The following is a 17576-nucleotide window of genomic DNA, read 5'->3' as shown; positions in this document are numbered from 1 at the left end:
CTCACCCAGCTTTGGGCAGTGGGAGGGCGTGATCCTCTCAGAGGAAAACAAGCGTCAATTTTGGGTGCCGCCGGGCTTTGCCCATGGCTTTGTGGTGCTTAGCGACACAGCTGACTTTGAGTATAAGTGCACAGATTACTACGACCCGACTGACGAAGGTAGTTTGATTTGGAACGATCCCGCTATGGCAATTACGTGGCCGCTAGATAACCCGACATTGTCTGACAAAGACAGCAAAGCCCCCACCTTTGCCGAGTTGTTTCAGTGATGAATAACATGCATCTACTTGTTACCGGTGCCGGCGGCCAGTTGGGGCAATGCCTAGCAGATCAGCTCAAAGCCCAAGGTATTACACATACCTTGCTAAGCCGCCAAGACGCCGACATCAACGATACCGTGGTATTAGAAAAAATCGTTGCCGATAACGGCATTACTGCCATCATTAACGCTGCAGCCTATACCGCTGTAGACAAGGCCGAATCTGAACCTGAATTGGCCAAGCGCATAAATGAAGATGGCCCTGCTGCGCTGGCCAAATTATGCAGTCGCTTTGATATTCCCTTGCTACACGTCTCAACTGACTATGTGTTTGACGGCAATCAAGAAACACCCTATTTGGAAACAGACCAAACCGGCCCGACCGGCGTATACGGCCAAGCCAAACTTGATGGTGAGTTGGCAGTGCAGCGCCATTGCCCCAAACACATTATTCTCCGCACAGCCTGGGTGTTTAGTGAGTACGGCAATAACTTTATGAAAACCATGCTGCGCTTAGCCAAAGAGCGAGACACCTTGGGTGTGGTGGCAGACCAATTTGGCTGCCCGACGTATGCAGGTGATATCGCCAAAGCCCTAGTTCATATTGCAACTCAGTTGCACACGGCAGAGCAAAACAAAAGCGGGACGCAAGCCCACTATGGCGTTTATCATTACGCTGGCAATGAGGCGGTGAGCTGGCATGGCTTTGCCACCGCGATATTTGAAGAAGCCCACAAGCAGGGTGTGCTAAAAAGTGTGCCGACGGTTAATGCCATCAGCACAGCAGATTATCCGACACCGGCAAAGCGCCCAGCGTATTCGGTGTTGAGTAGCAAGAAACTCTTGGCCGCTTATGGCGTGGCGCCAAGTGATTGGCGAGTGGCCTGTCATAAGCTACTTGCAAACTAGCATTAGCGAACTGCGCATGGCAGAAAAATTAATGGTTTGGAGTCATCACTACAGATGCAAGATTTGTTGAGCGAGTTAACCTTAGTTACAGTAACGTTTAATAGTGCTGAGGTGCTTGAAGCGCATATTGCGTCGTTGCGAGAAACTGCCACTGCAGCTATGCCGCGCTGGATTGTGGTCGACAATGCCAGCACCGACGCCACCGACGCAATTGCGGCCGCGAACAGCGATTGTGTCGAAATGCTGAAAAGCGACAAGAATCTCGGCTTTGGTGCCGCCTGTAATCTTGGGATTCATGCAAGCAAAACACGCTATGTCATGGTGCTGAACCCCGATACACAGCTTTCAGAAGCGGCTATCGATCAGTTGCTTGCTGAATTAAAAGCGCGAGGTGCGGCGATTGCCGGTCCCGCTTTAGAGCCGGAAGAAGATAAATCAATTATCGATGCGCCTTGGTTAGTTGGTGCTGTGTTGCTGTTTGATACGCAGCTAATGAATCCGGTCGGCTATTTTGATGAACGGTTTTTTTTATATGAAGAAGACAAGGATGTGTGCAAGTGTGCGAATGATGCGGGCTTAAAAGTTATCCATTGCCGCAATGTGAGTATCCCGCATGTTGGCGGCGCTTCAACGGTTAGAACTAGAACAGTAAATGAGTTTATTCATTTTCATAAGGGCCGATCCTATGTGCTTTATGCTAAAAAGCACGGTTTAGGTAGTGAGAATATTGATCGATATATCCAAAAGAACAAGAAGCGTATGCTGATTGCTTTATTCAGTTTTGGAGTAAATCGGTATGCGAGAGCTAAGGCAAAAATTAAGGGTGTTCGATCTGTGTCGGAAGCTTAAATTGACACAAAGCAGCGTACGTTAATCGCTAGGGAATAAAGTTTTATGTTGGTACCTAGTCGTTCGTGAAAATATACAGTTGTTAATTTGGTATGGCGGGAATGTAGATGCTTGATAAGGACTTTGATATTGTTTACGTCGCAGCGCCTGCAAATCAGGCTTCTGGCGGGCCAGAGTTATTACACCAACTCGTGGCGGCACTTCGGCAAAATGGTGTTAAAGCATATATTTATTATTATCGACGGATTCCCGGTCGTGATCCCATCCATCAAGAGTTCGCGGGCTATGGAAATTTATACGTTGATACCATAGATGACTCGCCAAAAAATATCTTGATAGCCCCAGAAACGCAAACTGATATTCTTGATAATTATACATGGTTGAAAAAAACTATCTGGTGGATGAGTGTTGATTTCTACTATAAATCCCTAGGGTTCTCAATCAAACGGCATAAAATGCTGAAAAATAAATGGTTGAGATATCTATTACTCCTTGGTAAGTCATCGAAGACTAAGCGCTATTTCTTTTTTTCTAAGGATGGTACAGAGAGCTATGTTCATTTTGTGCAATCTGAATATGCGCGAGGCCACTTGTTGGAAAAAGGAATTCATAGCGGGAGTATTTTATTTTTATCAGATTATCTAAATTCAAGTTTTATATCTCTAAGTGTTCAGGCCTTAAAAGTTGAAAAAAAGGACATAGTGGCGTTTAATCCCAAAAAAGGCGCTGAATTTACAAATAAATTGCGTGCTTCGATGCCTGATGTGGAATTTGTGCCAATAGAGAACATGTCACGCGCACAAGTCATTGAATTGCTGAGCACCGCGAAAGTCTATATTGATTTTGGCGAGCATCCTGGTAAGGATCGTATTCCTAGAGAGGCTTGTATCTTGGGGGCTTGTATTTTAACTGGGCGGGATGGATCAGCGGCTTATGATGTCGATGTTCCAATACCATCAGATTACAAATACAAGCGCCATCCCAACTCAATATCTGAGATAGATATAAAAATTCGCCAGTGCTTTGCTGACTATCATCTTCTCTGTAAAGATTTTGATGATTATCGAGAAATGATTCGTAATGAAGAAGCTCGTTTTGTTCGTGATGTGAGACAAATTTTTGTAAATACATAAATTCCTTCATGGCATTTTCTTTAAGTCTTTAAGTGCTGACGCAATTATTTGATGCATGTCGTAGTAGCGATACTCCGCAAGTCGGCCGCCGAAAAATGTATTATTCTCTAGTTTACTTAGTTCGCGATATTGACGATACAGGGCGTCATTTTTTTCATTATTGACTGGGTAGTAAGGTTCTAATCCGTCTTCCCACTCTGCAGGGTATTCCTTCGTGATGACAGAGTTCGGAGTGTCTACGGGGTCAAAATGTTTGTGTTCAATTATACGTGTGTACGGCACTTCCCGTTCAGTGTAATTGACCACCGCGTTGCCTTGCACATTAGGTTTACTGATTATTTCGGTTTCAAATCGTAGACTCCGGTATTCCAGCTTTCCGTAGCAATAATTAAAATAACGATCAATTTGGCCGGAATAGATAACGGTTTTGCTGATTTGATCTAGCTCATCTCGATGTTGGAAATAGTCCGTATTGCAGCGAACGTCAATTCCCGCGAGCATCTTCTCGATTATTTGGGTGTAGCCACCTATCGGAATTCCTTGAAACTTGTCATTAAAATAATTGTTGTCGTAGGTAAATCTCACTGGTAGGCGTTTAATGATAAATGCGGGCAGTTCGGTGGCTGGGCGCCCCCACTGCTTTTCTGTATACCCTTTGACCAGCTTTTCATAGATATCTCGCCCAACTAATCGTATTGCTTGCTCTTCGAGATTGGTCGGCGTCTTTTGACCAAGTTCAGATTGTTGTTCGTCGATTTTGGCCTGCGCTTGCTCAGGGGTAATTACACCCCAAAGCTGATTAAACGTGTTCATATTAAAGGGGAGGTTGTAAATTTTCCCCTTGAAGTTTGCTACTGGGGAGTTGGTATAGCGATTAAATTCTGCAAATTGATTAACGTAGTCCCATATTTCCTTATTATTAGTGTGAAAGATGTGCGCGCCGTACTTGTGCACTTGTATATCACTTATGTTTTCGGTGTATATATTTCCGCCGATGTGCTTGCGTTGTTCAATAACGAGTACGCTCTTACCGCGTTTTTTTAGCTCATAGGCGCAGGTGCTTCCGTATAGTCCACTGCCGACTATTAGGTAGTCATACATTGCTTTTATTTCTCCGAACTGTTTTTTGCTGGATTGACGCACGTGTCGCATCGTTGAGAATAAATCTTAGGTACATAATACCTAGCAATTATAGACAATGCTGTATAATGTTGTCGATTTGCGCTACTTGTAAGCTGGATTGTCAAGTACGTTTTGAAAGTGGTTGAGCCTTACTCGTGCTTTATAATTGATATTCGCTTTGTGCCGTCCGGTGTTCGCGCAATTATCGTCTTTAAAGTAATTATATTATGTCGTTAACTCATTTTTAAGAAACTATAGAGACCTAATGGACAGTAAAGAAAATATTTCGATAGTAGGTTGTGATGGCGGTCTTGTTTCGATAGCGATGTGTACTTTTAACGGTGAGCAGTATCTGGTTGAGCAGTTAGACTCGATTGTTAGCCAAAGTTACACGAATCTTGAAATCGTTATCGTTGATGATTGTTCGTCTGATGGCACCGTAGACATACTGAAAAAATATGCAAAATGCGATAGGCGCATTCGTCTAATATGTAATGATGAAAATCTCGGCTTCGTTAGAAATTTTGAGAAGGCAATTAACGAGTGCCGTGGTGAGTTTATCGCACTGGCTGATCAAGATGATATTTGGTTTGATGAAAAAATTAGTCGTTTGGTAGCGGATATTGGTGAAAATTGGCTGATATATTCGAAAGTAGCGGTTATTGATAGTGGCGGTGTTCGGCAGGATGTAGAATTTCCTACGGTAAATCGCCTAGAGGGGTACTGTGCCCTGTCACTGATTCTTAATAACTGTGTTACTGGGCATGCCTGCTTAATGAGGCGCGAGCTGTTAGAGCTCGCTATGCCTGCCATGTCAAAAATGCCCTACCACGATCAGTGGCTTGCGATTGTAGCTGCCTCGCGTGGAAAGCTGAAGGCTGGCAGTGAAATTTTGTCACTGTATAGAAAGCACAATAGTAATGCGGTTTGGAGCGCAAAATCGAAACGTCGAATTCCTAAGTATGTTCATGTCTCAAATAAAATTCAAAAGACCTGTGATTTTATATCTTTAGTGATTTCAAGCGGTGTTCTAGATTCCGATGAGAGGGGCCTCTTAGAGATACTTTATAGAAAGTACATTCGAAATGACATCGTGTTTTTTAATTACGAGTTGAAAAGGTTTCTTTTGTCGAATCATGATAAATTCCTTGGGTTATTCAAGGAAAAAGAGCGATACGTTAAGAGGCTGTGCCGAGGAAAGTGGTATTTTATTCTTATTCCCTTTGCTTGATGATGGTTTTTAGGTGTTGCGTTGTATTGATGTTGTTAGGTGGATGCTTCGTTGGCTTTGCTTCCATAGGAAGTGGCGGCTAATTTAAATCGTTGTGGGGTTTTTTTGCCCTTGGGATGAGGCCGATGTACACTTTTTATGCCGTAATGTGCGGCTTTTTAAGTGTTGTTATTCCGAAAAGCTATGCCGCTGGTGACGCATGGATCGCGAAAACCTCATCTAAAATACCGCATTGCTTATATAGAGAATGGTTTAGATTATGCTCGTCTGACTTAGGTCGCAGTTGTTAAGTGCGTCCAGCACTTAAAGCAAAGCAGTTTAGTGTCAGTTCATAGGTTTACAGTTATTACCTGAGACCGTTCCTGTTAGGTTCCTAGTTCCAAAATCAGTGGCGGGATTACGATCAGTAGGCAGCCATAATGTGCTAATTCACGGTGCTCCTCTTTACGTGTGTATAATGCGCGCTCTTCTGAGTGTCATTTTGTGTCGAGTTTTATATGTTATTGCTTTCAAAAAAAGAAGATTGGTTAGGAAATATTCGCGGCGATATCCTCGCGGGCTTGGTCGTCGCTCTCGCGCTTATTCCCGAGGCTATCGCCTTTTCTATTATCGCGGGTGTTGACCCAAAGATTGGTCTATATGCCTCGTTTTGTATTGCGGTGGTCACGGCAATTGTGGGTGGGCGTCCGGGGATGATTTCCGCCGCTACTGGGGCGATGGCTCTGCTGATGGTGACATTGGTTAAAGACCATGGCTTGCAGTATTTGCTGGCTGCGACCTTGCTAACTGGGGCGTTGCAGATTGTGGCGGGCTATTTAAAGCTTGGGCAGTTGATGAGTTTTGTGTCGCGTTCGGTTGTTACCGGCTTCGTCAACGCATTAGCTATTTTGATCTTTATGGCGCAGCTGCCAGAGCTAACGAATGTGACGTGGCATGTGTATGCCATGACTGCAGCTGGCTTGGGTGTTATTTATTTGTTTCCGCTGCTGCCGGTTGTCGGCAAGGTCATCCCTTCGCCATTGGTGTGTATTCTCACCATGACGGCGGTGAGTTTGTTGGTGGGGCTTGATATCCGCACCGTTGGCGATATGGGTGAGTTACCCGATACCCTGCCGATTTTCCTGTGGCCAGATGTGCCGCTTAATTTTGAAACCCTGGGTATTATCTTTCCCTACGCTGCGGCGATGGCGGTTGTGGGTTTGCTGGAGTCGCTGATGACAGCAACGATCGTTGACGATTTAACGGACACCGGTAGCGACAAGAATAGGGAGTGTAAGGGGCAGGGTATCGCCAATATTTTTTCTGGACTGCTGGGCGGTATGGCTGGTTGCGCGATGATTGGTCAGTCGGTGATTAATGTGAAGTCTGGTGGACGCGGACGCTTGTCGACCCTCTTTGCTGGCGCAATGTTATTAACAATGGTCGTATTCTTAAGTGATTGGGTGTCGCTGATCCCGATGGCCGCCTTGGTTGCAGTAATGATCATGGTATCTATTGGTACCTTCAACTGGTCTTCGGTAACGGGTTTAAAGTCCAACCCGCTATCGGCAAATATTATTATGTTGGCCACCGTGGCGGTGGTGGTGTGGACGCATAATTTAGCCTACGGCGTGTTTGTGGGTGTGCTGTTGGGCGCGCTGTTCTTCGCCAATAAAGTCAGTCACTTTATGTACATCAGCAAAGCGCTGAGTGAGGACGGGGCCACGCGAACTTATCATGTAGTAGGTCAAGTGTTCTTTAATTCAGCGGAGCGTTTTAACGCGGGCTTCGACTTTAAAGAGGTGGTTGATAAGGTGGTGATCGATTTGAATCGCGCCCACTTCTGGGATATTTCTGCGGTTGGCGCTTTAGATAAGGTCGTTATTAAGTTCAGGCGAGAAGGTGCTGACGTAGAGCTGATTGGTTTGAATGAGGCCAGTGAAACGATTGTTGATCGCTTTGGTGTTCACGACAAACCCGAAGAAATCGAAAAAGTACTAGGAGGCCACTAATGAATAATAATTATGTGTTGGCATGTATAGATGGCGCGAGTTTGACTACGGCGGTGTGTGATTATGCTGCGTGGATGTCGCAAAGAACGGGTGCGCCGTTAAAATTATTGCATAATATTGAGCATCGTCCGCAGGCGGCGGTGGCGGATCTGAGCGGCAGTATTGGCTTGGGAAGCCAAGAGGAGTTACTTGAAGAGCTAACGCGGGTTGAGCAGCAGCGCAACCGTCTGTTAATGCAGAAGGGTAAGTTGATGCTTGAGGCAGCTACGCAGCGAGTTGAGCAAGCTGATGTTGCTAACGTAGAAGCTTGGCAGCAGCACGGCAGTTTGCAAGAGTCTCTGGTTGAGTTAGAGGGTGATATTCGTGTGTTAGTGATGGGGGTGCGTGGCGAAGAGCATCGCGAAGGCCAGCTGGGCGCGCATTTGGAAACCGTTATTCGTGCTTTACATAAACCTGTCTTGGTTGTGAATGCGGCGTTCGCGGTGCCGAAGAAAATAATGCTGGCTTACGATGGCCAGGATGCGTCTCGAAAAGCCTTGGACATGGTTGCCTCTAGCCCAGTGTTTAAAGATATCCCCTGTCATTTGGTCTATGTCGGTGACGAGTCTAAGGCGAACAGTGTGTTGAATGAAGCTGCAGCCGTATTGCAGACCGCCGGGGTTAGTCACGAGCTTGTTAATTTGCCTAAGGGTAAAAGTGATGAGCAGTTGTGCCACTACCAGGCTGAGAATGATATCGACTTAACGGTGATGGGTGCATACAGTCATCATCCTTTGCGCGATATGCTATTGGGTAGTTTAACGGCCAAAATGCTGCATAAAACGAAGCGGCCTTTACTTCTGTTACGTTGATCTAACGGTGTAGGGTTTAGCTGCTTCTGAGTTGTTTTATCGCTGAATAAAAAATGGCGCGCTGAGTTCAGTGCGCCATTTTTTTTAAGCCCTGTTTGTTGTGCCTTGTTTTACCTACTCCGCTAGCACCGCTGCAATTACCGCGACATCGACGATATCTTCGGCGGTGCATCCCCGTGACAAGTCCATCCAGGGTTTTGCCGGCCCCTGCAAAATGGGGCCAATGGCCTTGGCGCCACCGATGCGTTCGGTGATTTTATAGGCGATGTTGCCTGCTTCTAAGCTAGGAAAAACAAATACATTTGCCTGGCCGGCGACAGTCGATTCCGGCGCCTTGCGCTGGCCGATGGCGGGCACAAAAGCGGCGTCGAATTGCAGCTCACCATCTATATCGAGCTCCGGCGCACGCGCTTTGGCTAGGGCTAAGGCCTCAATGACCTTGTCGACGCGGGGGTGGCTGGCTGAGCCTTTGCTCGAAAACGTCAGCATGGCGACCTTGGGCTGTTCTTTGGTCAAGCGCAGATAGCTCGCGGCGCTGCTGATGGCAATGTCCGCTAGCTCGTCGCTATTGGGGTCGGGTATGACGGCGCAGTCGGCATAACTCAGCACTCTGCCGTCGCGTAATTCCATCAGGAAAAAGCTTGAAACCAGTTTGGCGTTGGCGTTTAAACCTAAGCCTTGTATCCCTGCGCGCAAGACGTTGGCCGTGGTGGCGGTAGAGCCGGCAACGCCGGCGTCGGCATAGCCGATTTTAATCAGTACGGCGGCAAGTAATATCGGGTTTTGTAATGCGTCGCGGGCTTTGTCTTCGGTCATACCTTTGGCGGCGCGCGCTTTGGTAAAGGCTGCGATGGCTTTGTTGCGCCAAGATTCTGCGTCCGAACGTTGGTCAAAGATTTCTATATCGGCAGACAGTGGCGTGTTGTCTGGCGCGCTTATTAAGATGGGCGTCGCTAGTTTTCTCTGGACTAGGGTTGATGCTGCGCTTATTACTCTAGGGTCGTAGTGCTCTGGCAGAATAACGCGCTTAGGTGATTGTTTAGCCTGCTGATGTAAGGCGTTTAGTATTCCGCTCATGGCTTTTGCTTTCTTCGGCTTCAGGTGAGTGGGTATTGTGTTTTGCTTTGTCTAATTTGGAAAGCGAAAAAGCATTCAGGCCGGATAACCGGCCTGAATTGTCTTACGCATTTACTACCCGCTGACTAGGCAAGCAGTGCGTCAGGTATATCCATTTCCATATGCAGCAGCGCCAGGCTGTGTACCTTGCCCTGGGCATCCATGATCAGCGTTTCGGTGCCGCCACCACCAAGTGAATCTTCAAGAATGAAGTTCAATACTTGCAGGTTGGGCAATTCGTAACGCTTTACGTCGCCAAAGCAGATTTCCTTGAAGTGCTCTTTCACCACGGCAATGGTTAGGTTCTCACGAAGAAACTCATATAGTTCCGGTGTGCGAGCTTTAATACCCACATTAGAACCGTCACCTTTGTCGCCAGAGCGAGCAATTGCGACATCAAATAATTGTACACGGGCCATCTTACACTTCCTCCACAATGACACTGGTGGTGACTTTGGTTTTATCGATCAAGGCAGGCCAGTAACCTACAATCTCAGTCGGGCGTGGGCGACCAGCTGCAAAGCCGGTAACACCAACGGGGCCGCTAGTAATCAGCGGTGCTAGCTCGCGAGCTAAAATGTTGAGCAGGTTTTTGTCGTGGCTTTTGGCGCCAACACGCAGCAGGACTTCGCTGGGCTCTTGCTCCTGCTTCACAATGCCTTTGTAGCAAACATTGGTGCCAAACAATTCAACAAAGCGATCCGCTTCGGGGATGGGCTTGCCGTACATGCCAACGCGATCAAACAAAATAGCCGCGGCTAGGTTGGCTTTTTCTATGGCGTCTGGACCGGTATAAGTTAGTTGGCCAACAATCTTGTAACCGTCTTCATACGACATAGAGACTTTATACGTTGGTGTTGGTGCCGAGCCTTTCACCCCGCTGACACGCACGCGGTTCTCGCCGTCTTGCTCTAGCTTGATGGTGGTAAAGTCAGAGGTGCAGTCAGGCCCTAGATAGTTGACTGGGTCGCCCAGCTCGTACATCAGTTGTGAGGTTATGGTGTCGATGTTAACCAAGCCGCCGGTGCCTTCGTGTTTAGTAACCACAAAGGTGCCATCCGCTTTGGCTTCAACTACGGGGTAGCCGATGCGGGCGAAGTCAGGCACATTGCGCCAGTCATTATAGTTACCCCCAGTGCACTGCGCGCCACACTCCAGGATGTGACCCATGACAGTGCCTGCAGCCAGCTTGTCAAAATCGTCCATTGACCAGCCAAATTCGTAAATCAGTGGCGCCACAACCAGTGATGGATCGGTCGAGCGGCCCGTCACCACGATGTCAGCGCCTTGAGCTAGTGCGTCAACAATCGGCTTGGCGCCGATATAGACGTTGGCGCTCGACATTCTGTCGAGGATGGAATCCACCGCCTCGCCATTGTCTAGGTTTTTGAACTTCTCGCCAGAGGCGATCAGTTCCGGCAATTGGTCGAGAATATCGTCGCCTTCAACGATGCCAATTTTAATGCCGGTCATGCCCAGTTCTTTAACCACACTTTGAATCGCTTCCAGGCAACCTCTAGGGTTTACACCGCCGGCATTGGCGATCACTTTAATGCCCTTCTTTTGGCAGGTAGGCAAAATTTGGCGCAGCATTTCAACAAAGTCAGTTGCGTAGCCCGCGTTGGGATTGCGCAGCTTTTGCTTTTGCATGATGCTCATGGTGACTTCGGCTAAGTAATCCAAGGTCAGGTAATCCAGTGGGCCTTCTTCAACCAGGCGCAGCGGACCCAGGAGGCTGTCACCCCAAAAGCCTTGGCCGTTGGCGATAAGCACGGTTTTATCTTGGCTCATAATACGTTCCTGTTAGCGTGTTAATCGAGTTAAGTGGGTTCGGCTATAAAGCGATTATTTAATCCAAGCCGGTTTGCGTTTCTCTAGAAAGGCGGTCAGCCCCTCGCGGCCTTCGTCAGAGCCGCGGGTCTCGGCGATGCGCTGGCTGGTGTCGGCAATCATGGTGGCATCTATTTCGCCGTCGGCCACATCCAGTACTAGGCGTTTGGCTTCGCCGACGCTGCGGGGGCCATTGCGTAGCAAATTCTTGGTGATACCGGCAATGCACTCGTCGAGCTCGTTGCTGGCGACAACTTCAGATACCAAGCCCAGATCTAGGGCCTTCTGTGCACTGATTAGCTCGGCAGTGGTGAAATAGCGGCGCGAGGCGCGTTGGCCAATGGCGCGAACTACGTAGGGGCCAATGGTGGCTGGAATCAAACCAACCTTCACTTCGCTCAAGCAAAATACGGCCTCGGGTGAGGCTACTGCCATATCGCAGCAGGCAACTAAGCCGACGCCGCCACCGTAGGCGGCACCCTGTACCCGCGCAATCGTGGGCTTGGGTAAGTAATTCAATGTGCGCAGCATCTCGGCCAGCATATTGGAATCGCGCAAATTCTCTTCAAAGGTGTAGGTCGCCATGCGGCGCATCCAGTTCAGGTCGCCGCCGGCGCAAAAGCTCTTACCGGTAGAGGCCAATACCACAAGCCGTACAGCGGGGTCTTCACCTGCTTGCTTAAAGGCGGTGGTCAGTGCGGCAACCACGGTATCGTCAAAGGCATTGTGAATGTCGGGGCGATTGAGGGTGATGGTGGCAATGCCGCTGTCGCCCACGTGGTATTTGATGATGTTGTCGCTCATGCTGATCCTTAAGCGTGCTGAGTTAAGATCTCGTCTTTCGCTATTGAGGTTTGCTGTGATTATGATGGTCCTTAATATACCTGATTAATGGCGGATATAACAAGGTTGTGGAAAATTTATATTGAGCTGAGCTCAATAGAGGGTGGCTTGGGTGTGTCTGCGTAATAAAAGAATCAAAATGGTCAATCTGTGAATTGGTGTTGTATTGGGTTTTGTTAGTAAGAGTAGGCGTTTATTGGATATACCATAGTTAAGACTGACGCGCGTCATCATAATTTATCGTTTGGCTGTCGATGTCGGTAATGATTTTTGCGTCTGTTTGTTGCCATCATTCGGCCGCCAAGGTAAGGGCTACTTCACATAAATTGCATTATGGGGCTTGTATTTTGGAGGCGGTCGTCATTATGATGTAAACGATTACATAATAATAACTAATGCCCCAACAACGAGTCAGTTGGCGAAGGGGTGGGGAGACAGTCATGGTGTCTAAGATTTTTTGGGTGGCGGCGACTGCAGTACAGTGGTTTATCGTCAGCTCAGCTTTTGCTCAAACCAGTGTGACTCCAGATCGCGCGCCATCTGGCTTGATGATAGAAGAAGTTGTAGTGACGGTTTCTAAGCGTAGCGAGTCGCTGCAGGATGTGCTCGGCTCTGTATCGGCGTTAAGCGGCCAAATGCTGGCAGAGCAGAATATTCAGGATTTTCGCACCATGGCCCAGTTTATGCCGGGAGTGATCGTTCAGGGTGAGGAGGCTGGCAGTGAGCAGGTCGCTATACGCGGAATTAGCCGCACCCGAGACGGCCCATCGCCAGTGGCATTTCACGTGAACGACCTTTTTCTCGACTTGCGCGGAGAGCCCTATTACGACTTGCAGGCTGTGGAAGTGGTGCGTGGCCCATCGGGCACTGCCTACGGACGAAATGCAACAGCCGGGGCGATCAACGCCAAATGGGCTAAGCCAGAGTCTGAGCTGGGGATGGGAGGCAGTTATCGGCAGACGGACTTAAGTTCAAAAGAGCTGCGTGCCTATATTAATGTGCCTCTACTCGGTGCTGGCGATGACCGCTTGTTAGCCCGAGTAGCCGGTTTCGCGCGGGAAAAAGATGGCAACTATGACAATCTGCTGACACCAGATGACGCTGATCCGGGTAATCTGCAAGATCACTTTTTACGCATTTATCTGACGAGCCAGATAAATGATTCGCTGGCACTTGGGCTCCGAGCAATTAAATATCAGTATCGGACCAACGGCACCAATACGGTATTTTCCCCTTCACAGAAGGCGCGCCAAAGTGGTGAGCTGGAAGCATTGGGCGCGACTCCGCTGCCCGATGACCTGAGGCAAGTTCGGTCGCGGGCCCACGAGCGCTTCGGTAATTTCAAAGAAGATTTCACACGGGTATCGGCAGACATCACATGGTCGCTGGAAGAGCTGCCATTGCTGGGTAACATGGATGTGGTCGTTGTGGGTGGTGAAATGCGTCGCGATTGGCGGTCAGTATTTGACCTGGACGGCACCGAAGCGGCCATCACTGATGGGGTGTCGGAGCACCCCAGTGATGTTCGGCGCACAGCAGAACTCCGTTTTGTTTCAGATAACGCGAGTGGTGTGGATTGGTTGCTGGGATTTTTCGCGTATCGCAAAACCGATGACTGGCGGCAGGCTATCGACGTGCGCAGCCATTTGTCGCCATCGACGGTGGGCTTGCCGGATTGGCTGGATGTGATCTCCGGTCCTATCACTGCAGAGGTGCGGATCGATGGTATTCATATCGTCGATGATAGTCGGGCGGTATTTCTCAATACCAATTTGGACTTGGGTGAATTGTTTGATTGGCCAAATATTGAGGTGTCTGCCGGTATTCGCCACAATCGCGACGAATTTACCAATGAGACCGCCAGCTCGGTAAATGCCATTGTGACCCCGCTGGGTAACTTCCCGCTGGTTCAGGAGCAAGATATCAATCAGTACGCCGCCTTCGAAGAGACTACTGGTGAGTTGGGTGTGCGCTGGTTCTATAACGAAAGCGGTATGGCGTATGTGAAGGCAGCGCGGGGTTATAAGCCAGGTTTAGCGCAGCGAATCGAATCTTTAGAAGAGGGCGTGATTCAAAACCCAGTCGATCCTGAGTTTCTCGACTCCCTTGAGTTTGGTTGGAAGGCAAATTTCCTAGGGCAGAGTCTGCAGACCAATATGGCCTTGTATTTTTACGATTATCAGAATTTGCAGGTTAGCCAGATAACCCCAGGCGGAGTGATTACTGAAAATGCTGCCGCCGCATCAATTCACGGTTTCGAAATGGATTTGCGCTGGATGCCTACCGCCAGTCTTAGTGTGATGGGCGGCTTTGCGTGGACGGATGCTTCTTATGACAGCTACTGCGGTAACGATCCGGTGCGGGAGCAGGGTAGTCCAGCGCCGGGCTGTGATGCCAACGATCCTTTCGACTTTTCCGGGGAAACCTTGCCAGCATCGCCGGAGTTTGCGGTGTCGCTGTTGGCCAGCTATGTCGTTGAGTTAAATGACTGGGGGCGGGTGACTACCTCCGTGCAAACCAGCTGGACAGATCAAATTAACCGCCGGGGACTGGGTAACGACGACGATGTCGTGGATGCATACACCAATAGTTCTGTGCGTTTGGGTTGGCAAAACGCCAGCCGTCAGATCAAAGTCACCGCCTTTGTTGAGAACCTCGAAGATAATAGTGATTTGTTTTTCTCGGCGGCACCGCTTTTCCTAGGCAGTGATCGTCCCAGTCAACTTGTATTAATTGGCAATCTACCGCCGCGTGTTTCCGGTATCGAGGTGGAGCTAAACTTTTAAAAAAGGTGATTAGAGATCATGGTTAAACGCGTTGAAATTCGAGTTCCGCGTCTGCTGGCCGGGCTGGGGGTAGCGGTCTACCTCTATGCCTTGCTGGGCGCAACAGCGACGCTTTTTTACGAGCTACACCACCTTACAGGCATTGGCTTTATCTACTATGGCTATAGTGTTTTTAAAGCGGCCTCATTCTATTTTGGCGAATGGCACTACCAATGGTTGGTGTGTCTACTCGCCGGTTTGTCAGTGGCGCTGCCGTGGTGGCGTTATTTGCGGTCAAAGCTGGGAGGCCATTCATGAATCGTAGAGAATTTTTGGAGTGTGCGGCGCTGCTAATTGGCGGTGTTAGCGCTAGCCAGATGGGCATAACATTGACGGTGGAACAACAGCGGCACATGGCGTCGTCGCCCAATTATATCGATCGCAAGATGTCGTATTTTAACGCTGCGCAGCGCGCGACCTTGGCAATGCTAACGGAGACGGTCATACCGCGTACGGAATCACCGGGGGCCATCGATGCCGGCGTGCCGCGCTTCGTAGAGCTCATGGTTTTCGAGTGGCTCAATGAGCAAGAGCGAAACCTGTTCGTCGATGGTTTTGACGCTTTGATGGCACAGGTACAGCGCGACCATCAGCAACCCTTTGAAGCGCTAGCTGAAAAAACGCGAGTTAGTATTTTAGAGGATCTGGAGAGCGCGGCCTCGGATTCTAGTTGGTATTCATTTGGTGAAATACCGGTGTATGTCAGTGATGCCCCGTTTATTTGCCAGCTTAAAGAATTAACGATCTGGGGCTTTTTTACGTCTGAGGTCGGTGGCACGCAAGTACTGCGTTACGAGGCGATGCCGATGAAATTTGACGGTCATCAAAAACTGCGTGACGACGATAGCAGTTGGGTTTCAGTGCTGATTTAAAGGAACGGCTATGTCTGTAACAACACAATATGATTTTGATGCGATAGTTGTTGGCTCTGGAATTACCGGTGGCTGGGCGGCAAAAGAATTGACCGAAAAAGGCTTGAAAGTACTCGTGCTTGAGCGCGGCCGCGAATTGCGTCATGGCGCCGACTACACCGGCGAACATGCGCCGGATTGGAAACTGCCTTTTCAGGGCAAGCCCCCCCGCGAGTTGTATGCAGAAGAGTATCCGGTACAAAGCACGTCTTACGCCTTTGGTGAGGCAACGCGTCACTTCTTCGTTAACGACAAACAAAATCCCTATCAAACGGAAAAGCCGTTTAACTGGATTCGCACTGACGTGGTGGGCGGTCGCTCTCTGGTATGGGGGCGACAGACCTATCGCTGGAGTCAGCAGGACTTTGCGGCCAATCAGCGCGACGGTCACGGCATTCCCTGGCCAATTGGCTACGACGATATCGCGCCGTGGTATAGCTACGTCGAGAAATTTATCGGCGTCAGCGGCGAGAAGTTGGGCTTGGCTGAATTGCCAGATAGCGAATTCTTGCCGCCCATGGGGATGCATAAAATTGAGGAGACTATTCGCGGGCGTTTAAAACGCAAGGCGCCGGACGTGAATCTGACCATTGGTCGGACAGCTGTTCTCACCCAAAATCACAATGGTCGAGCGGCCTGCCATTACTGCGGCCCCTGTCACCGCGGTTGTTCCACTGGCAGTTATTTTAGCTCGCAGAGCGCGACCTTACCGGCGGCCACCGCCACCGGAAATATGACCTTGCGCCCCAACTCTGTGGTGGAGAAATTAGTGCTTGATTCTGAGACCGGCAAGGTGTCAGAAGTGCGCGTGATCGACAGTCAAACGGGTGAGCGCCTGCGCTTTCGGTCGCGCTTGGTGTTCCTGTGTGCATCCACCGTAGGCAGCACGCAGTTGTTGCTAAACTCTGGGTCTGAGGCATTTCCCAATGGTTTGGCAAACCGCAGTGGCGCATTGGGGCGCTACTTGATGGACCATGTTCACGGTATCGCTTCGATGGGAATTTTCCTCGACGACATGGATAGTTATTGGCATGGAAATCGGCCAAACGGTACTTATATTCCGCGGTTCCGCAATCTGCCTGGACAGGAAGACCAGAACGACTTCGTGCGGGGCTACGGTATTCAGGGCAATGTTGTGCGTATGAACTGGAAGGTGAATTATCACCGCAAAGGCTTCGGTGCCAATCTCAAAGACAGCCTTCGAAAGCCAGGTCCATGGGTATGGGCAATGGTCGCTTTTGCCGAATGTTTGCCAGACAAACGCAACCATCTTTATTTACATCCAAATAAACGCGACCGCTTTGGTATTCCTCAAGTGGTATTCGATGCGCAGTGGCGCGAGAACGAATACAAGTTGTGGGAAGATGCAGTCGGTCAAAGCGAGCGCATTTTGCGAGCAGCGGGCGCAGTGCTGAATTTGAAGCAGCATGAAAGTGACAGTCCGGTGGGCGGCGCCGTGCATGAGATGGGCACTGCCCGCATGGGTAATGATCCAACAGAGGCGGTGCTTAATGCCCACAATCAGGCCCACGATGTGCCGAATCTGTTTGTCACGGATGGCGCCTGTATGACGTCAGCGTCTTGCGTCAACCCGTCGCTCACGTATATGGCACTCACCGCCAGAGCCTGTGATTACGCAGTCAAGCAGATGCAGGCGGGGGTGTTGTGATTACCGTCGTGTGCCGCGCTGAGCAGCGAGGAAATAAT

General features: G+C 49.3%; 16 protein-coding genes. 11 read left to right on the top strand and 5 right to left on the bottom strand.

Features of this window, described 5'->3' with window-relative positions:
• The 4 genes from KXJ70_RS15910 to KXJ70_RS15895 all read left to right on the top strand — a co-directional run.
• On the top strand, nt 1-268 hold a 268-nt coding region (locus tag KXJ70_RS15910; protein ID WP_219044517.1), incomplete at its 5' end, for a dTDP-4-dehydrorhamnose 3,5-epimerase family protein.
• On the top strand, nt 268-1167 hold the full coding sequence (gene rfbD / locus KXJ70_RS15905) for a dTDP-4-dehydrorhamnose reductase (protein ID WP_255558520.1): 900 nt from the start codon (nt 268-270) through the stop codon (nt 1165-1167). The genes KXJ70_RS15910 and rfbD, both read left to right, overlap by 1 nt.
• A gap of 54 nt (nt 1168-1221) precedes the next feature.
• On the top strand, nt 1222-2016 hold the full coding sequence (locus KXJ70_RS15900; RefSeq protein ID WP_219044516.1) for a glycosyltransferase family 2 protein: 795 nt from the start codon (nt 1222-1224) through the stop codon (nt 2014-2016).
• Between the two features lie 107 nt (nt 2017-2123).
• Complete coding sequence (locus KXJ70_RS15895) at nt 2124-3149, top strand: hypothetical protein (protein WP_219044515.1); 1026 nt, start codon at nt 2124-2126, stop codon at nt 3147-3149.
• Nucleotides 3150-3155: 6 nt separating this feature from the next.
• Here KXJ70_RS15895 and glf read toward each other — a convergent pair whose 3' ends face one another.
• Nucleotides 3156-4250 (bottom strand): UDP-galactopyranose mutase, encoded by a 1095-nt coding sequence (glf, locus tag KXJ70_RS15890; RefSeq protein ID WP_219044514.1) that lies wholly within the window; start codon nt 4248-4250, stop codon nt 3156-3158.
• 286 nt (nt 4251-4536) lie between these two features.
• On the opposite strand from glf, the gene KXJ70_RS15885 reads away from it, so the two are divergent.
• From KXJ70_RS15885 to KXJ70_RS15875, 3 genes are all read left to right on the top strand, one after another.
• Nucleotides 4537-5502, top strand: coding sequence for a glycosyltransferase family 2 protein (locus tag KXJ70_RS15885; protein ID WP_219044513.1), 966 nt, complete (start codon nt 4537-4539; stop codon nt 5500-5502).
• Between the two features lie 497 nt (nt 5503-5999).
• Nucleotides 6000-7493, top strand: a complete 1494-nt coding sequence (locus tag KXJ70_RS15880) for a SulP family inorganic anion transporter (protein ID WP_219044512.1) — start codon at nt 6000-6002, stop codon at nt 7491-7493.
• Nucleotides 7493-8344, top strand: a complete 852-nt coding sequence (locus KXJ70_RS15875; protein WP_219044511.1) for a universal stress protein — start codon at nt 7493-7495, stop codon at nt 8342-8344. Before KXJ70_RS15880 ends, KXJ70_RS15875 begins: the two co-directional genes overlap by 1 nt.
• Before the next feature lie 114 nt (nt 8345-8458).
• Here KXJ70_RS15875 and pta read toward each other — a convergent pair whose 3' ends face one another.
• From pta to KXJ70_RS15855, 4 genes are all read right to left on the bottom strand, one after another.
• Complete coding sequence (gene pta / locus KXJ70_RS15870) at nt 8459-9421, bottom strand: phosphate acetyltransferase (RefSeq protein ID WP_219044510.1); 963 nt, start codon at nt 9419-9421, stop codon at nt 8459-8461.
• Nucleotides 9422-9546: 125 nt separating this feature from the next.
• Nucleotides 9547-9879 carry an AtuA-related protein gene (locus KXJ70_RS15865; protein WP_219044509.1) on the bottom strand — a complete coding sequence of 111 codons (333 nt, stop codon included), beginning with the start codon at nt 9877-9879 and terminating at the stop codon, nt 9547-9549.
• A 1-nt stretch (nt 9880) separates the two neighbouring features.
• Nucleotides 9881-11251: an acyclic terpene utilization AtuA family protein gene (locus KXJ70_RS15860; RefSeq protein WP_219044508.1), complete on the bottom strand. Its 1371-nt coding sequence runs from the start codon at nt 11249-11251 to the stop codon at nt 9881-9883.
• Between the two features lie 54 nt (nt 11252-11305).
• The gene (locus tag KXJ70_RS15855; RefSeq protein ID WP_219044507.1) at nt 11306-12094 is read right to left on the bottom strand and encodes an enoyl-CoA hydratase/isomerase family protein; all 789 of its coding nucleotides are present in this window, start codon (nt 12092-12094) and stop codon (nt 11306-11308) included.
• Nucleotides 12095-12573: 479 nt separating this feature from the next.
• On the opposite strand from KXJ70_RS15855, the gene KXJ70_RS15850 reads away from it, so the two are divergent.
• From KXJ70_RS15850 to KXJ70_RS15835, 4 genes are read left to right on the top strand one after another with little or no spacing between them, the layout of a single operon-like run.
• A complete protein-coding gene (locus KXJ70_RS15850; RefSeq protein WP_219044506.1) occupies nt 12574-14919 on the top strand; it encodes a TonB-dependent receptor in 2346 nt (781 codons plus the stop codon).
• Nucleotides 14920-14937: 18 nt separating this feature from the next.
• Nucleotides 14938-15216, top strand: a complete 279-nt coding sequence (locus tag KXJ70_RS15845) for a hypothetical protein (protein ID WP_219044505.1) — start codon at nt 14938-14940, stop codon at nt 15214-15216.
• Nucleotides 15213-15830: a gluconate 2-dehydrogenase subunit 3 family protein gene (locus tag KXJ70_RS15840; RefSeq protein WP_219044504.1), complete on the top strand. Its 618-nt coding sequence runs from the start codon at nt 15213-15215 to the stop codon at nt 15828-15830. The genes KXJ70_RS15845 and KXJ70_RS15840 overlap by 4 nt, the downstream gene beginning before the upstream one ends.
• Before the next feature lie 10 nt (nt 15831-15840).
• Complete coding sequence (locus KXJ70_RS15835; protein WP_219044503.1) at nt 15841-17538, top strand: GMC oxidoreductase; 1698 nt, start codon at nt 15841-15843, stop codon at nt 17536-17538.
• The last annotated feature ends 38 nt before the right edge of the window (nt 17539-17576 follow it).

This window comes from Zhongshania aquimaris (assembly GCF_019312595.1).
In the GTDB taxonomy this organism is placed as follows: domain Bacteria; phylum Pseudomonadota; class Gammaproteobacteria; order Pseudomonadales; family Spongiibacteraceae; genus Spongiibacter; species Spongiibacter aquimaris.
Note: the sequence above shows the minus strand (reverse complement) of the source record. Positions and strands in the feature narration are given on the sequence as shown.